This window comes from Bacteroides caecigallinarum (genome assembly GCF_016902295.1).
GTDB lineage: Bacteria > Bacteroidota > Bacteroidia > Bacteroidales > Bacteroidaceae > Phocaeicola > Phocaeicola caecigallinarum_A.
In genome coordinates this window covers 1-17,875 of the sequence record NZ_JACJLQ010000030.1, presented here as the reverse complement: position 1 = coordinate 17,875, position 17,875 = coordinate 1, and the positions used below count along the sequence as shown (strand labels likewise).

Here is a 17,875-nt window from a genome sequence, read left to right as displayed (position 1 = left end):
GAAGTTAATGGAACAATTCATCAAGATGATAGCTGCCGCCATGAAACTTCAGGAGCACAGAGTGGAAAACACTTTGAAACTTCTTCAGGGCGGAGCAACCATACCTTTTATAAGCCGGTACAGGAAAGAGGCTACAGGAGGAATGGACGAGGTGCAGATAAGCGAAATAAACGACAGATACGAAAAACTGTGCGAACTTGCAAAGCGCAAGGAAACAATAATATCGACAATAGAAGAACAGGGCAAAATGACTGCCGAACTGAGGAACAGAATAGACAACTGCTGGGACTCTACTGAACTGGAGGACATATATCTTCCTTTCAAGCCAAAAAGAAAAACAAGAGCCGAAGCCGCACGACAAAAAGGACTCGAACCGCTCGCCATAATCCTGATGATGCAACGCGAAAACAATCTTATGACGAAAGCTGCGCAATTCGTTAAAGGAGATGTAAAAGACGAGGAAGACGCTCTGAAAGGTGCGCGCGACATCATCGCCGAACAGGTGAACGAGGATGAAAGGGCAAGGAATCAGATAAGAAATATCTTTACACGACAGGCAATCATAACAGCCAAAGTGGTGAAAGGCAAAGAGAATGATGAGGATGCTGCAAAGTATCGCGACTATTTCGATTTCAGCGAGCCACTGAAACGCTGTACGTCACACCGTCTGCTGGCAATCCGCCGTGGTGAAGCGGAAGGAATACTTAAGGTAACAATATCACCGGAAGAAGAAGACGAATGTACAGACAGACTGGAAAGACAGTTCGTAAGAGGTAACGGAGAATGTTCGTCACAGGTATCGGAAGCGGTAAAGGATGCTTACAAACGTCTGTTAAAGCCAGCCATAGAAACAGAGTTTGCAGCCATAAGCAAGGAAAAGGCAGACGAAGAGGCTATCCGTGTATTTGCCGAAAACCTGAGACAGTTGCTCCTGGCTCCTCCATTGGGACAGAAACGCGTAATGGGTATCGACCCTGGATTCCGTACAGGATGTAAAGTTGTATGTCTGGATGCTCAGGGAACATTGCTTCATAACGAAGCCATATATCCTCATCCGCCTAAATCGGAAGAAGCTCTGGCAGCAAGAAAGATTGTGAAACTCGTTGAACAATACAAGATTGAGGCAATCGCCATAGGAAACGGAACAGCAAGCCGTGAGACAGAGCGTTTTGTCACTTCACAACGTTACGACCGCGAAATACAAGTATTCGTAGTAAGCGAAGACGGTGCCTCAATATATTCAGCTTCGAAAACGGCCCGTGAGGAATTCCCTGACTATGATGTAACCGTGCGTGGAGCAGTATCTATAGGGCGACGACTAATGGACCCTCTGGCTGAGCTCGTTAAGATTGACGCTAAATCTATTGGCGTAGGGCAATATCAGCATGATGTTGACCAGACAAAGTTGAAGGAATCGCTCGACCGCACTGTGGAAAGTTGCGTAAACCTTGTCGGAGTGAACCTCAATACGGCAAGCAAACATCTACTGACGTACGTATCCGGACTGGGTCCTTCACTGGCCCAGAACATTGTGGACTACAGAGCAGCGAACGGACCGTTCGCGTCACGAAAAGAACTCCTGAAAGTTCCACGTATGGGTGCCAAAGCATTCGAGCAGTGTGCCGGTTTTCTTAGAATACCCGGAGCGAACAATCCTCTCGACAACTCTGCCGTACATCCCGAAAGCTATGCCATAGTGGAAAAGATGGCAAAGGATATGAAATGTACAGTAGCCGACCTTATCAAGGACAAAGAGCTTAGAAGCAAAATCAACATCGAAAAGTATGTCACCGACACAGTAGGCCTCCCTACCCTGAACGACATAATGAAGGAACTCGACAAACCGGGAAGAGACCCTCGACAGCTGATTAAGGTATTCGAGTTCGACAAGGATGTAAAGACCATCGACGACCTCCGTGAAGGTATGGAACTGCCTGGCATAGTGACAAACATAACCAACTTCGGATGTTTCGTGGATATAGGTATAAAGGAAAACGGTCTTGTACATATCTCGCAACTCGCCGACAAGTTCGTAAGCGACCCAACTACCGTAGTGAGCATACACCAGCATGTACGTGTCAGGGTTCTTGGGATAGACCATGAAAGGAAGCGTGTACAACTCACGATGAAGGGAATAAAATAATTTCATATTATGGAAAAGGAAACAATACACTCATGCGTGGACTGCGGGACACAGAACTGCAAATTCAAGGACCGCACATATCCGGACTTCTGTCTTACCACATCCTTGACGGAAGAAGACAAGGAATGGGCACTTGAAAGATATGACGAGGGCAACAACAGACAGATAATGATTGCCAGCGCAGAGGTGGAATACGAAGGTTACTGCCAGTGGACAAGAGTACAGGAGATAATGGAATTTGCCAAAAAGATAAACGCGAAACGCATCGGTATAGCTAATTGCATAGGCCTGATAAACGAAGCACATATATTCGCAAAAATACTACGCGCTAACGGTTTCGAGGCATATTCGGTTATATGCAAGGTAGCAGGACAGGCAAAAACTTCTATGGGAATACCTGCACAATGCGAGAAGATAGGTCCGGCAATGTGCAATCCTATAATGCAGGCACGCCTGTTGAACAATGCAAAAACTGACCTGAACGTAGTAATCGGCTTATGTGTGGGGCACGACAGCCTGTTCTACAAATACTCCTACGCCTACGTAACTACACTCGTAACAAAAGACCGAGTGACAGGCAACAACCCTGTGGCGGCACTCTATACCGCAAATTCATACTATAACAAAAAGTTCTTCAAGAACCAAAAATAACTTTTATGCAATAACATGACATAAACAAAAAAAGTTCCTGAATCAGAATTATTCAGGAACTTTTTTCGTTTATGAATATAAATCATTTCGAAATGTCGTCGTCAATATTGAAATAATCGAAATCAACATGACCGCCTACTTCTTTTGTAGCATAATTGAACAGGCCGAAACGATATCCCATGAAGTGCGACAGAGTATATTGCATCTTAATGACACTACCTATTTCCATCCATTTCTTTCCGTCAAGACTATAATAGAAATACCCCTTGTCTGTACGGTCTCTAAAATCACACTCCGCCTTGAAATATACCTTATCCGCCTTGCAAGGTATGCTCACCACTTCCACAGGTTCTTTGCCTGAAGCATCAGCCATTACGATATATTTCTTGTCGCCAACCTTCTTTACGGCAACAAAGCCATACTTTTCCTGGAATAATGTGAGCCCTGCATAATCACCATCCTTCATACCTGAAACATCGACACTTGTAGAAGCAGACGATACAGGACCGAAAGTACGTTGTGACAATATGTTTTTAGCCTGCAATATAGTATTCGTAATACTACCTGTCGTAAGCCGCAGATAACCTTCACGTTCTGATACAGACCATAGGGAATTGTCAGGATTGTGATTCCACTGCCATGTCAAAGGCAATGCCATATCATTAGCCTTTCTGGAGAAGTCGTCAGAACATACAATACCAGGATTCAATCCTTTGGAAGCAGGCAAATCAAGATAGTCCGGTGCCTTGCCATCAATACCAAGCACAGGCCATCCGTCTTTCCATTCCATAGGAACAAGATACGGGATACGTCCTACGGCTCCACAGTCCTGGAAAAGATATGCGAACCATCTGCCGTCAGGAGTGTCTATCATACCTCCCTGCGCAATACCCTTGTCCTGGAACACTACCCTGCCTTCGTAAGGGCCTGTAATCTTGTCGGCGCGATGTACAACCACCGTACGCATTCCGTTTATTGGCCATGTGATATTGAACAAATAGAATTTGCCATTCACCTTGAACAACTGTGAACCTTCGGCGCCAAGCATTATCTTGTCTCCTGCCGGAGCACTGGCATTTTCGATAAGCACTCTTTCCGTGCCCGGTACAACTCCCGACAAGTCACTTTTAAGTTCCGCCATGAACAGCTTTCCATTACCATAAATCATATAGTTCTTTCCATCCTCATCAAGGAAGAACGTCATATCATGATATGAAGGAGAAAACTCTATACGTTTCCATGGACCTTTCTCCAAATCCTTGGTAATAAAGAAATATGTCTTATTTGTAGTCTGTGCGAAAGTTGACACATAATAATATCCCTTATGATAGCGGATACAGCTTGCCCATGAGCCACGGCCGTATGTATTCTTGCCGTTCTCAAGGTTCATTGTTTCCAGGCTGTCAGTAAGTGTATTATATGCATAACTGATCAGCTCCCAGTTTGACAAATCCTTTGATTTCATAATAGGCACGCCGGGAACCATGTGCATGGTTGTGCTACTCATATAATATGTATCTCCAACTCTCACCATAGACATATCAGGAACATCAGCATATATGAGCGGATTTGTTGCCTTGTCCGAATTATCCGAAAAAGCCGGACAAGACATAAGCAATGCAGCCATTGCAAATAAAAAATTCTTCTTCATGAAATTTCCTTAAATTCTTATTTGAACAAATGTGGAATAAACTCGTTAAGACATCTGCGCCATGTCAGCCATTCGTGTGCAGTACCCTGTGAAACGTAGTAATCGACGTTGATACCCATACCACGCAAAGATTTTACCAGCGCTTCTGTTCCCATATTTTCTTCAGTGCCGCATCCGAGGAACAAGTAATGTACCTTCTTGTTGAATGCCTTAGCATCTGTAAACACGCCATTAAATGCTGTCTTTACGTCAACACCGAAAATAGCGCCACTGAAACCTCCTATGTAAGCGAACTTGTCAAGGTTTGTAAGTGTAATGTCGAAAGTCTGCTTGCCACCCCATGAAAGCCCAGCCATGGCACGGTGTTCACGGTCAGTATAAGTACGGAAAGTCTTGTCGATATAAGGAATAAGATCATTAATCATAAGAGTTGCGAAAGAACTTCCATAAAGATTTCTTTCTGCATTCACATCTTTGCCGGGACGTGGACGGAAACCTACTTCAATATCACCGCTCTCCATTACAACAATCATAGGTTCGCATTTACCTTCCGCAATCTGGTTGTCAAGAATGTTATACATATATCCCTGAGTACTCCATCCGGTCTCATCCTCACCCATACCATGCTGCAGATACAAAACAGGATAACGTTTTTTCTTATTGTTGTCATAATCGGCAGGAGTATAAACTACACAACGGCGGAAACGTTTCTGTGATTCTGAATAATATGTACAGATTCTTACCTGTCCGTGAGGAACGTCCTGAGTGCGATAATAGTCACCCTCACTTCCTTCAGGAACTTCAATACCGCTTGCCATACGGCTGCATCCGAAGAAAGTACAGCTCATAGGGTCAATAACAGAGAATCCGTCAACGAGAAGGAAATAATAGTGGAAACCAACCACAAGCGGATTTGTACGACCTGTCCACCATCCGTTTTCGTCTTTTGCCAGGTCGTATTTCACTCCACAGACGTCAGCCTGCAGTCTCTTTACATCCGGAGCATAGATACGGAAATAAGCACGGTTTTCCTTATCAAGACGTGGAAAATCGCATCCATGCATATTCGATGACGCAGGAACTGTGTTTGCGATTATATCTTCTGTTGTCTGCAACTTGATACCCATCATGCCAAGAACCTTTTCAGCATAACGGCGTCCCAGAACACGATAACCGGCAGCGTCGAAATGCAGATGGTCGCTTGCACAGCTAAGTCCTTTCGACGATACCACAACACTGTTCTTGATAACCTGAGGCAGTGTAGCTATAATTTCGTTCATGCTTGCACATGTTCCCTGATGATCGGCATTAACTACTTCTCCGGCAATCAAAGGTACATCTTCAGCATTAAGGTTAAGGTCGGCAATCAAGTTATCATATACATCTTTCACCTTCATAGGCCATTCCTTATCGCCTGTGTTTGACTCACCCTGATGCAACAGAATACCCTTGATTACACCATCCTTCTGTGCTATTTTAGCCATTTCCACAAGTCTTTCGTATGGATTGTCGTCATACTCTTTCAGCATGCCCTTCATCCAGTCCGGTGCAGTCTTGATGTATTCTTCACGAGTGTCTTTCTGGAAGAGTTCAATCTTACATCCTCCTATCGCTACATGAACGACTCCAACCTTAACGTTTTCAGGAAGATTTTCCACCATAGTACGGCCGAAATAATCTGCGGGAGTCAATCCTGTACCTTTACGGCACAACGGAGCACGTCCAGGATACCATTTGCCCATTTTTCTGCCCACTTCATCATTGTCAACGGCAGAAAGAACCTTGAAACGTGGATTTACAATTGTGTCCTGAGCCTCATATCTGGCATTACCTTCCATATTCGACTGTCCCAGACACAGATAAATGTAAAAATTAGGATCTTGTGCAAAAGCCGTTAGGCTACACAACAGCAGACTTGCCAAAAGAAGTCCTGATTTGAAAAAATGTTTCATAAGATTAATGTTTTTTGTTTTCCAATAGGTATATTAATTTTCTGTTAATTATGTTTTCCTTCCACCGCAACTTTTATCACCCCGTCAATCCTGTTCTCGAATATCCGATAGGCTTCCTCAATATTATCAAGCGTAAAACGATGAGTTATAAGAGGAGTTGTATCTATCTTGCCTTCAGCTATCAGACGAAGGATTTCGTCACAGTCGCATCCGTCCACACCTCCAGTCTTGAACGTGAGATTCTTGCCATACATATCAGGCAAAGGAAGTTGCTGCGGCTTGTCATAAAGTGCCACTACAGTGACAATTGCATTAGGTCTTGCACATTCCCAAGCCAACCTGAATGTATCGTCGGCTCCAGCCACTTCCATAACGACATCAGCTCCTCCATGAGCCGACTGTTCCATAACCAAATCCTTACAGCTTTCCGGCTTTACCACAAATACGTCAGGGTAATGTTCTTTGACGAAGGCAATTCTTTCTTCTGATTTCTCACATACAATTATCTTACCAGGATTTTTCAGCATAGTACATTCCAATGTACATATACCTGTAGGTCCTGCCCCTATGATAAGCACCGTATCATTGTTCTTTATTTCAGAGATACGAGCAGCCCAATATCCGGTAGCAAGGATATCGCCAACGAAAAGAGCCTGCTCGTCAGTTACTCCATCAGGAATCCTGTTAAGCCCCATATCAGCGTGAGGCACACGTACATACTCAGTCTGACCACCGTCTATGCGGCATCCCAATGCCCAGCCTCCGTCAGGATCCTCACAGTTGTTTACAAATCCGTTCTTGCAGAAAAAGCATTCACCACAATAAGTTTCCACGTTCACTGTAACCCTGTCGCCCGGCTTGACATTATGAACAGCACTTCCTACCTGCTCCACTACACCAACCATTTCATGTCCCACTGTTATTCCCGGAACCGCACGCGGTACACTGCCATGCTTGATATGCAGGTCGCTTGTACAGATACTGCTTAGAGTGACACGTACTATCGCATCTTTTTGACTGATAATATGAGGAACAGACTTTTCTATAAGTCCGAAATGTCCTTTTTCAAGATAAGTATATGCAGGCATTACAGATTTTCTGTCTATCGTAACATTACCGAGATATTTTTCCAGCGCTGGCATAACAATTCTGTCGGCAGGTAACCATTCAATAGAGGAAAGTTCATCCTGTTTAAGCCATTTCAAGGATTCGTGTTCTTTCAAAGTAATATTACCGGAAACAACCGAACATGCGAACACATGAAGTCTTATGCGGAAATCAGGATAAGAATAATCTACAATATCAATGAACGAATCTATCCTAATTTCAATATCCAGTTCCTCACGTATTTCACGTATCAAAGCCTCTTCCGGAGTCTCTCCCGGTTCAATTTTTCCACCGGGGAATTCCCATCTGTCCTTGAATTCTCCATGGCTTCTCTGAGTAGCAAGAATACCGCTATCCGATACAATAACAGCAGCTACTACATCTATTGGTTTTACGTTGTCCGTTTTCATATTAGCTTAATGGCCTTGTGTTTTCCATGGACAAATATATAGAAAAAATCTTTATATTGTAAGTTTCACACTAATATTTCTTATATATTCTTCTTTACGGCTTGCTATAAATTTAAATTCACTACCTACCAAAATTAACTTCTACTATCCACAATCTCAACCGTACTACGGGTCTGGTCTATACGTTTCACCTTCACCTGTACGGCTATTCTCTCCTTCAGTCCTTCCACATGACTTATTATACCTACACGCTTACCGTTAAGGCTTTGCAATTTCTCGAGCATATTCATAACCGTATTCAATACCTCACCGCTCAAAGTTCCGAAACCCTCATCAATGAAAAGTGTATCAACCGACAGATTTTTCCTGTTTAGCGACGAAAGAGCCAACGCAAGCGAAAGAGACACCAAAAATCCCTCTCCACCGGAAAGAATATCCACCGGTCCCTGGGCATCATTCTGATACATATCCATCATACGTATAGTCAGTGTACCAGGCTCACAATCCAGCTTATATCGTTTATTAAGCTTTTTCAGATATCCGTTAGCCCTCTGCAGCAAATCATTAAGGATAAAGCTCTGTGCTATTCTACGGAAAATCTTGCCGTCACCGCCACCAAAAAGTTTGTTCAATGTATCCCATTTGGCAAATACCTTTCTAAACTCCTCCTCCTTGTCCTTCTCTTTTCTGAAACGTGAGGCATTCTGCTCGTCCGATTTCAATTGCTGGTCAATACGTCCCATCTCAGCCATAAGTTCCTCGGCTGACATGCGTATCTCCTTTAACTCCAGATTAAGTTTCTCATACGAATCGTCATCCATAAGCGATTCCGGACGCAGCGCCAAATGATTTTCCAGTTCCTTTTTCTTTGCATCAAGAATGCCATGCGCGCTCCTTGCATCGGCAATCTTCCTGTCATGCCGTTTCCTTCTCTCCGTCAGGTCGGTCACAGCAGAAAGAAACTCCAGACGTTCCCTGTCAATATCAGTCTCATTGGCAAGGAACACATCCAGTTCGCGTGTCTCCTTAGCAATCCTTTCACGTTCTGCCGACAAAGCAGCTACCACCGTACTTACTTTATTGCCGAACGCATCACACATATCCGCAAGACCTTCCATAGGTACAGCCTCAGTAATCACGCCGGCAGACCATTGCGGCCACTCATGCGATGCAGATGTAAGGATTTTTTCCACATTCTCCAGTGCAGGCACAGCTCTCGAAAGATGCTTTTCCGTCAGTGTAACCTCTTTTTCCCAACTATAATATTCATCAGCGGCACTGACAATCGAAGATACAAAAGCTTTCGGTTCGGCATCCCATCTGCTTCTCCAGTCATCAATAGTCATCATATTGCCGGCCTCAGCCAAAATCTTCTCCATATTGCTTTTGTCAGCCTCAAGCAAAGAGTTTACACGTTCAATCTCTTTTATTGCCGACTGACGTGCATCCTTCGCACGGTCCGTTTTCTTGCCCGCATTATCCATTTCCTTCCTCAACGCCGAAAGATTACGTCCCAACTCAGACAATGACTTGTTGCGTTCGTCAATTTTCTTTCTTGCCTCAATAAGTTCGTTCATTCTGGAAATAATACGCTCCGCCTTAACTTTGATACAAGCTTCGGCAATGGCTATATCAACACAGTCCTCACAGCCATAGTCCACCGACAGGCGTTTACATTCAGCCACAACCTTTTCGGAAAGTTTCTTTACTACATTCAGATTATCAGACTTTTCGTTCTCTTTTGCGGCAATATCCTTCTTAAGCCTTTCCGATAACATTCCTATACCGCTGCATAAAGATACTGTTTCGCGCAACTCCTTATCAAAGACATTAACCATTTCCTCGAGTGGTTTCAGTCTTTCTATAAATTCATCATCCGACACAAGACTGTCAATCCTCTGCCCGCATACAGGACATGTATCACCAACCTTAAGTCTGCTTCTCAGATTTACAGTCCATTCTTTCATTGACAGTTCCACAGCGTCGTATGCCTTTTTAGCCTCATTATATCTTTCGGTGACTTCCTCCAACTTTCTATTGCCGGCAACAGCCTCCTCTTCCCTCATTTTAAGTTCAGCATTAAGAGCAGCCAACTCCTTCTCTGTTTTTTCAAACGAAACATTGCCATTACGCAATTCAGCCAAATGTCCTGACAATACGTTCAAGCCGTACTTCTCTGCGTTCAGTCTGTCCGTCTCCTCATTCACCTCTTCAGGTTTCAGCTGTTTTATCTCTCCGTCCGCCTTTACATACTCCTCCTCTTTAAGCTTCAAATCCTTTTCAGCTTTCTCCAATTCTATACAAGCATCATTAAAATCTTTTTCCAGCTCAGGCAACTTATCCTCAACAGACTTTACCACCTTTCTGTTATTCCCTATCCTAACCAACGCATCCGAAGCCGACTTTAGCAAAGCCTCGATTTTCTGGGCATTGGCATACATAGACACATTGCCCGATGCCGCCTCCATCTTCTCTTTTAGCGACGCAATATATTTGTTCTTTCTGTCAATCCATTCCTTCAGTCCGTTTCTCCCCTTACACAGATCATAATACTGCAGTCTAAGTTTCTCTTTCTCAGCATCCAGTTACTTTATTTTCCTTTCGGCATCCTTAAGCGTTCTGATATTGTTTCTTGCAGACTCCGTCCTGTCCATTTCAGAGATAAGTTTTGATTCCTCCTTGAACATGTCCGAATTTATTATCTCATCACATGCCTTAACAGACTGTTCGGCTGTACTCAGTTCTTTTTCAATTCTGACTTTCCCTTCCATCCATCTGATACAACCGTCCAAACGCAAAGCCTCATTATCCAAACTCTTTTTCTTCTCGGCCGCGACAGACAGCCTCTCTTTCAATCCCTCTATCTCCTCCTGCTTGAGAAGTACAATACCTGCCGTAACACTCTTTTGAGCCGCATACTCCGCTTCCTTCTCCTTCTTTATTTCCTCAATCTTCTTTCCTATTTCCGAATATATACCTGTTCCCGTAAGTTTTTCCAGTATTTCCGATTTATCATCATCCTTACTCTTCAGAAACTGCGTAAATTGTCCCTGCGCCAACATGGTAGTACGACAGAACTGATCGAAATCCAGCCCGACAGCCTCCTCCGTAATCTTCTTTACAGCATCGGCATTCTTCAGTGTCACGTCGCCCCACGAGAGTGTCTGTTCAGGCGAAGTAAGTTTATAGTTTCTGTTGCGTTTCACCTGCCATACAGCCTCATACTCCACCCCGTCGGAACCGATAAAATTCAGAATAGCCGAAGCCTGTTTTGCTCCATGCCTTAACAGATTCGACGTATTCCTTGCCGTTATATTGTCAGTTCCGAAATTCGATTTCGTCCCCGAAGCCATATTCAGTCTCGGAGTAGTATTATATAAAGTAAGACATATAGAATCGAGAATAGTAGATTTACCGGCCCCCGTATCACCTGTAATAAGAAAGACAGAACTACCGGCCAGAGGTTCACAGTCAAAATCAATCTCGGCGGTTTCTATGGACGCAATATTCTCAATTTTCAGTTTTATCAGTTTCATAGATTGTCAGAAATTTTTGTCAATATCCTCATCATATCTCCGTACAGCCTCAACTATCATATCAGCCATCTGTTGCGGCATTTCAGTTCCGAATTTCGATTTATAAAATCTTTGAGCCACATCTATCGGACTGAGTTCACGGAATTCATCATAAGTCACAGCTGTATCATCAGCCACTTCATCCATTTCGGGTCTTGTGATTTTACAATAGCAATATTCCGCCATTTTCCCATTCAAAGCCTGTGCGATGCGTTCCATGTAGTCCGAAGGCATAGGCTTGTCCATCATAATGTTCAGTCTCACATAGCAAACTTCATCATCAGCTATATTTTCCAGTTCCGCCAAAGCCTCCTCAAAACCAGAAGGCACAGCAGGCACAGTCAGCATAGGCTTGACGTTATGAATCCTAATCACCCTGATATCCGGAGCCGATCCATGCTCCAGTGTCACAACAGAAACAGAATGTGGATAAGTCTCGTCAAAGTTCACAGGAACAGGCGAGCCCGAATATCTTGCCACTCCATGAAGCCCTTTCATAGTCTGCGGATAATGTATATGCCCCAATGCGATATAGTCATATACACGCCCCAGCTCCTCCTGCGGCACCTCATTTATTCCGCCAATCATCTCCGGATCATGCCCCTCACAGTTACAGTCCGCGACCGTCAGATGAGCCATAATGACAAGCGGCAGCCCTTCCGCATTGACTTCCTTCACCCTCTCCTGTAAAGCCCTGAAAAAAGAGTTTCTTCTATCCTCCTTCGTAGTATCCCCCTCAAAAGCAGGATAATTCTGGTCGAAGATATGCGGCACTGCCACCACATACCCCTTTCTCACACCATCAGCATCATCAATACCAATGATATGTCTGTCCAGGTCTATCACACCATCCCTGCGTTCCACCTGACCTATAACCCTCACTCCAGCCATAAGCCACAGCTCACGTCCCAACTCCAGCATCGCCTTGCTGTCATGATTACCTGCGGTAACGATTACAGCCATTTCCGGACACGCCTCATGCATATCCAACAAAGCCTTATAATACATTCTCTGTACCGAAGTAGATGGATTAGTCCTGTCGTAAATATCGCCACAAACAAGAAGAGCATCCGGTTTCTCCTCCTCCACTATATCCCTGAGTTGCGACAGGAAAGCGGCATGTTCCGCAGTCCTGTCATGCTCATATAGCGTGTGTCCCAAGTGCCAGTCGCTGGTGTGAAGTATCTTCATAAAAAAATCATTCCATTATTTCAATCACATATTCCCCGTTGAATACCCCACCTTTCTGCAGATGCTGTATCCAGTCCTTATCCTTATATTCGCCATCGAAATTCATCCTGTCACATCTGCCATACCACGGCTCGATGCAAACAAACGGAGCGTTCTTTCCAGGAGGCGACCACAGACCTACCACAGGCGCATCAAACAGCAGACGTAACACCGCCTTGCGCGAGTTGTCATATAGCGCCACTTCGCCCACCTGCCCGTTTTCAAGAATCAAGGCGTCACCATCGAAAGTGGAAGTATCCATAGGCAACAAACCGTCACAAAGTTCAAGAGGATAATGTACATCTGTATTTGCACAACCCTTATCACCTATAAGGATGTACTCCAGTCCATCTTTCTTGTCAAATCCAAAGAATCCGCGTTCCTTAGTCGAAGAATCAAAGCCCGGGAAATAAAAAGCCGGATGCGCGCCAATCTGGAAATACATATCCCCATCGTTGGTATTTGTAACCCTCCACATCACATGAATCTTTTTCCTTTCAATTCTGTATCCTATCTCAAGACAAAAGCTGTAAGGATATTTCTTATGAGTTTCCTCATTGTCAGTAAGCTTATACCACACCTCATCGTCAGTCTTGCTTATAAGCTGAAAGTCCATGTCGCGTGCAAATCCATGTTGTCCTAAAGCGAAAGTTCCGCCACAGCATCTGTACTCATTACCCCATACCCTGCCCACAATAGGGAAAAGCACAGGCGAATGTCTGTTCCAGAAAGCAGGATCGGCCTGCCATAAATACTCCTTACCATTACACATGATGCTGCAAAGCTCTGCCCCTGCAGCCTTCACCTGAATGCTCAGTTCATTATTCGATAATTTCTCCATTATTATTTTATTTATATAGACAATACATTTTTATCAAGCAACTCCGCCATTTGCCTGTAACCCTGATAATAAATTTTAGTTGCATTCTTCAGCCTGAGGATATTAAAACCCTCTATCGAATCCACTTCGAGCAACAGGTCGCAAAGTTTTGAATCCTCCACAGCATTCTGGCTGAACATAAACAGATAAGACCTCATAGCTACGTGCAGAATATTATCATCATACTCCTCGTCAAACTTTGGGCAAACATTTACACCTATCACCTTTCGGCACACATCACGTATCGGAGTGACCGGAAAGTTCTTGTACAATCCTCCGTCCACATACCTCACCCCGTCTATCATGACAGGCTTAAACAAGATAGGGATAGAACACGAAGCTATCACCCTCGGCAGAAGCTCTCCTTCTGTAAAGACCTTGCATTCCCCTTTGTCGAAATCCGAAGCCACAACACACAGCGGGACATTAAGATCCTCAAAGCGTTTCACAGGCAAAGTTTCCTTCAGAAATTTAATAAAGCCGTCAAATTTCAGGAAAGCCTCCTTCGGAATTGTAAAACTGATAAAGTCCATTGCATCATGTTTCAGGAATAGTTTAAGAATCTCCTTAGGTTTAAGTCCCGCGGCATAATAAGCTCCCACAATAGCCCCGGCACTCGTACCGGATATTATATCAGGCCTTATTCCTCTTTCTTCAAGAACCTGTAAAGCGCCAAGATGCGCAAAGCCTTTTGCTCCTCCACCGCTAAGCGCAAGGCCAATGTTGTATGGAAAAGTTCTATCCATATCTCTTTTACCTTGTTTTACAATTTGAATTCCCATGTTGTTATGAAGTTTTCAGCAGTAAATATAAATCAATTATTACATATTAACAGCTTCTATTCCCATAAATTTTATATCCAGCCAATTTTAATTTACATCCTATTATGATTCCATAAAATACAGACCGTTACATATATAAAAAAGTTCTGTTTCCAAGAATGGTACTTCCTAAAAACAGAACTAATATTTTAACTTTCAAATCTGCCTAATCAATAGTTGATTTCTGAGATTCAACCTCTTCAGAAGAAATATTATTACGACAATCCCGTTTCACAAATCTTTTAGTATTGTTTGCAATAGAAGCCAATGCTCTATATAATTCTGCTAACAATCTACCACTCACAACAACAAGGAATCCCATAATTGGATATATAATAACCATAATAAATCCAGAACCAATATGAAGGAAACCTCCTCCAAGAATATCACCTACATAACTATCAAGCCCAAAGATAACAAACAACAATGAGATTATACATCCACCCACTCCAAGATAGAATCCAAGCCACTCACCAAGTGTTTGTATAAAATGAGACACAACAGGTATAGCAACAAAATCATTATCTTCCTGAAGATATTCTTTTACCTTCTTCTGCCTGTTAAACCAAAGATGAGCACTCATAATTCCTAAAAAGATAAACAAAAGGAATATCAATACACAAGCAAACACTTCTCCTCCTGAAAGGAATTTAAGTATCCTACTATCCATATAAATGACATATAATGGGAACAGCAGATTCAAAGCGGCAATCACCGCATACAACCAACGGAAAGGTTCACGATAAAATTTTCCATTGTCAATATAATTCCAAACCTTGTCTAAAAAAGCGAATAATTTGTTGTCCATAATACTATGATTTTAAATTAAACAATAACTATTTCCATGTAAGAGTATTTATAAGTCAGCTTATGTAACAAAGTTGTAGAACAAAGATAATAAAATATATTAATTTATTATAAATCAGCAGTATTTCTTTCTATAAATTCCATATCCACCCAATTTCAGTATATAAGGTATATTTCGAATAACATCCTCATCCTTACCAATCTGTTCTGGATATTGGCTAATCAGTTCATTGTATGGCATAATAAGATTGTGTATAAGATAAGTATTATTCCGTAAATCTCCATTCCTCCACCCCGCAATAGTTCTTTCCGCATTCCACCTATATTTCTCCATCTTCATCAATATCTGCAGATATCCATCATTAATATGCTTTTCAAACTCTTTGAAATCTACAATTTCCCATCCGTTACCAGGAGCTTTCCTAAAAATCTCATACCCCAGGACACGACAGTAAACGATATACGCATCAATCTGATAACGGTTTGACCAACGATAAACCTCTGCCAGGGTAAACCAGGAATTTAGAGCACACTTTTTCATCACCTCGGCATACGGATTGTCATTATCAATACACTCACACAAACAATACATATAATGGTTCGATTTAAAAGAATCCTTACAATACTTACACCCTTTAGTAGAATACAGCGCACAATGTTTACCATCTTCACGAGATGTCTTATTACAAACATTACAGTTATACATCTGATTTACGTATGCTGGCAGTTCGTCACTAAGCAATGTCATAGACATCCCTTGGTCAAGCATTCCAAAAATCTTTACATTCTTATATCTTCCGCAATCCGAATTGATAAGTTTCCCCAGGTCAGTTTGTATATCCTGACGTATCAATACCGAAACATCCTTTTCATAAATATCAGGCGGCAAGTTCAGTCCTAAAGAAAGGCTCATGTCAGGGTCACTGACACATACTGCAACGGTGAGCATACAATTATCATCATTAACCTGACTTATTAATAAATCCCTGACTTGAATGCTACACACGTCAGCATTAATATATTCAATATCAATGTCGTAAATCTGACTTTCTAAATAAGGGAACTGTGATTTGAAATATGGCAACATATTATCCATATCCTTATCTATCAAAGTAAGCTTTGTACGAGTCCTCATACATTCATCCACAGTATCATCGTAATTCGCATAATGACACACCCGCAAAGCCTCAAGAAACAACGAACGCCCCATGCGGTTAAACCCTACAATTACAAGATGAACAAACTTATCAGCATTATCCATCACCAGCCTGCCATCCTTATTCCTCATTGTCATAGGCTTAAAGAACAAAGGTCTAAACACAAAGCCACTGTCCACAGAATACAGACTCCACAACTGACGCGCCCAGTTTTCATAATAATTGAAAGGTCTGAAATATATATTAGGCACCTTATTATGACATATATAATCCTCAGGCAAAGACATTTTCTGAATATTTGAATACGACGGAATCCTATCAAACTGCACATATACATCCAGCAAAGGTTTTCCTTCAGGATTTCCTCTTAGATTACTTATTTTATGTACAGATTCAATACTTTTCGAATCGCGTCCCACAGTATTTGAATCACCCAACAGATACAGTTCCTTAGCCATATGAATATTCAATCTTGCCAATTCCTCCTCTGATTCGATATTTCCGAAATAAATAACAACCCTGTTCTCGTCATCTTTGCTCAGATGAGACTGTATGGCAGAACGGATTTTCTCTGTCTGAACACCGCTAATCAACAATACTGGAGTGTTTTTCTCTTTCTTACATATCTCTTTTATCAGACTGATAGTAGTATCACAAAAACCGATTATCACATAGTGCTGTTTTATTTTTCTATAAGTTACCCTACCGGATTTAATAGCGTCCACTCTTCTTTCTATGATATTCGAAATAGTGGAAATCAGCACCCCGCTCAACAACACAGTACCACACAAGCTCATAAAAGTGACTATCAAACGATTAACCCATCCTTTTTCCACGACCTGATTCCCTGAATCTACAAAATTATTATAAACGAGCCATAACCGTTCCCAAAATCCATCCGAGCCACCCAATTCAATCGAAAATACAAGCACAATAACAAAGAATAGGAATAATAGTGTAGCTATTGATATTAATAATAGTTTTATTTGCGGCCTGATCCCTCCTGATATAGTTCTGTCAATATTTTCTTGAGAGAACAAACGTTTATAATACCTAATTATATTCATAATCTACCTTTTTTCAATATTATAACCCAGTTTTATTATAAGTTTCAAAGTATTAATAGCAGTATTTCTGTCATACTCCTTCTCCTTTTCATCCAGTTCCACATACGGAACCAGACACGGATGCGTCTTCATTTCGTCATCCCTTTCCGGACCATACACCCATCCATCATTCATTCTGCCACAGCTCCATACCTCATGCACATTCTCCGCTATCTGTTCAAACAGTTCATTAAGAGATTCCGGCAATTCCACATCAGAGACATCAACCGGCTTTGGTTTATAGTTATTTATATTCATAGTATGTAGAGATTAAACAACCCGTTGGCGGAATTAAATTGATAAAATAAATATGTATAAAAGGTTGTGCTTATCGCTGATTATTAGTAAATTAGAAGTGATCAAACTATTAATTTACAATAAAGCT

The 17,875-nt window shown here is 42.2% G+C and carries 13 protein-coding genes and 1 pseudogene; 2 read left to right on the top strand and 12 right to left on the bottom strand.

Annotated elements, in window-relative coordinates:
* Positions 1-7: 7 nt before the first annotated feature.
* Together H6A27_RS10545 and H6A27_RS10540 are read left to right on the top strand one after the other, a co-directional pair.
* Positions 8-2,143, top strand: coding sequence for a Tex family protein (locus H6A27_RS10545; protein WP_204508652.1), 2,136 nt, complete (start codon positions 8-10; stop codon positions 2,141-2,143).
* A gap of 9 nt (positions 2,144-2,152) precedes the next feature.
* Positions 2,153-2,794, top strand: coding sequence for a DUF1847 domain-containing protein (locus H6A27_RS10540; protein WP_204508651.1), 642 nt, complete (start codon positions 2,153-2,155; stop codon positions 2,792-2,794).
* Positions 2,795-2,876: 82 nt separating this feature from the next.
* Here H6A27_RS10540 and H6A27_RS10535 read toward each other — a convergent pair whose 3' ends face one another.
* The 12 genes and pseudogenes from H6A27_RS10535 to H6A27_RS10485 all read right to left on the bottom strand — a co-directional run bounded on the left by H6A27_RS10535 (position 2,877) and on the right by H6A27_RS10485 (position 17,748).
* Positions 2,877-4,445, bottom strand: coding sequence for a glycoside hydrolase family 43 protein (locus H6A27_RS10535; RefSeq protein ID WP_204404034.1), 1,569 nt, complete (start codon positions 4,443-4,445; stop codon positions 2,877-2,879).
* A 17-nt stretch (positions 4,446-4,462) separates the two neighbouring features.
* The gene (locus H6A27_RS10530) at positions 4,463-6,397 is read right to left on the bottom strand and encodes a sialate O-acetylesterase (protein WP_204404037.1); all 1,935 of its coding nucleotides are present in this window, start codon (positions 6,395-6,397) and stop codon (positions 4,463-4,465) included.
* A 44-nt stretch (positions 6,398-6,441) separates the two neighbouring features.
* Positions 6,442-7,485, bottom strand: a complete 1,044-nt coding sequence (locus H6A27_RS10525; protein WP_420867856.1) for an alcohol dehydrogenase — start codon at positions 7,483-7,485, stop codon at positions 6,442-6,444.
* 60 nt (positions 7,486-7,545) lie between these two features.
* A pseudogene (locus H6A27_RS15595) lies at positions 7,546-7,914 on the bottom strand ((deoxy)nucleoside triphosphate pyrophosphohydrolase); the annotation flags it as partial.
* 134 nt (positions 7,915-8,048) lie between these two features.
* Entirely contained in the window at positions 8,049-10,382 is a 2,334-nt protein-coding gene (locus H6A27_RS10520) for an SbcC/MukB-like Walker B domain-containing protein (RefSeq protein ID WP_204508649.1), read from the bottom strand.
* Positions 10,383-10,499: 117 nt separating this feature from the next.
* Positions 10,500-11,450 (bottom strand): AAA family ATPase, encoded by a 951-nt coding sequence (locus H6A27_RS10515; protein WP_204508648.1) that lies wholly within the window; start codon positions 11,448-11,450, stop codon positions 10,500-10,502.
* Between the two features lie 6 nt (positions 11,451-11,456).
* The gene (locus H6A27_RS10510) at positions 11,457-12,680 is read right to left on the bottom strand and encodes an exonuclease SbcCD subunit D (protein WP_204508647.1); all 1,224 of its coding nucleotides are present in this window, start codon (positions 12,678-12,680) and stop codon (positions 11,457-11,459) included.
* A 7-nt stretch (positions 12,681-12,687) separates the two neighbouring features.
* Entirely contained in the window at positions 12,688-13,560 is an 873-nt protein-coding gene (locus H6A27_RS10505) for an aldose 1-epimerase family protein (protein WP_204508646.1), read from the bottom strand.
* An 11-nt stretch (positions 13,561-13,571) separates the two neighbouring features.
* Positions 13,572-14,345, bottom strand: a complete 774-nt coding sequence (locus tag H6A27_RS10500) for a patatin-like phospholipase family protein (protein ID WP_204404047.1) — start codon at positions 14,343-14,345, stop codon at positions 13,572-13,574.
* A 241-nt stretch (positions 14,346-14,586) separates the two neighbouring features.
* Complete coding sequence (locus tag H6A27_RS10495; protein ID WP_204508645.1) at positions 14,587-15,228, bottom strand: hypothetical protein; 642 nt, start codon at positions 15,226-15,228, stop codon at positions 14,587-14,589.
* A 114-nt stretch (positions 15,229-15,342) separates the two neighbouring features.
* Complete coding sequence (locus H6A27_RS10490) at positions 15,343-17,451, bottom strand: potassium channel family protein (protein ID WP_204508644.1); 2,109 nt, start codon at positions 17,449-17,451, stop codon at positions 15,343-15,345.
* 3 nt (positions 17,452-17,454) lie between these two features.
* Positions 17,455-17,748 carry a RyR domain-containing protein gene (locus H6A27_RS10485; protein ID WP_204404053.1) on the bottom strand — a complete coding sequence of 98 codons (294 nt, stop codon included), beginning with the start codon at positions 17,746-17,748 and terminating at the stop codon, positions 17,455-17,457.
* Between the last annotated feature and the right edge of the window lie 127 nt (positions 17,749-17,875).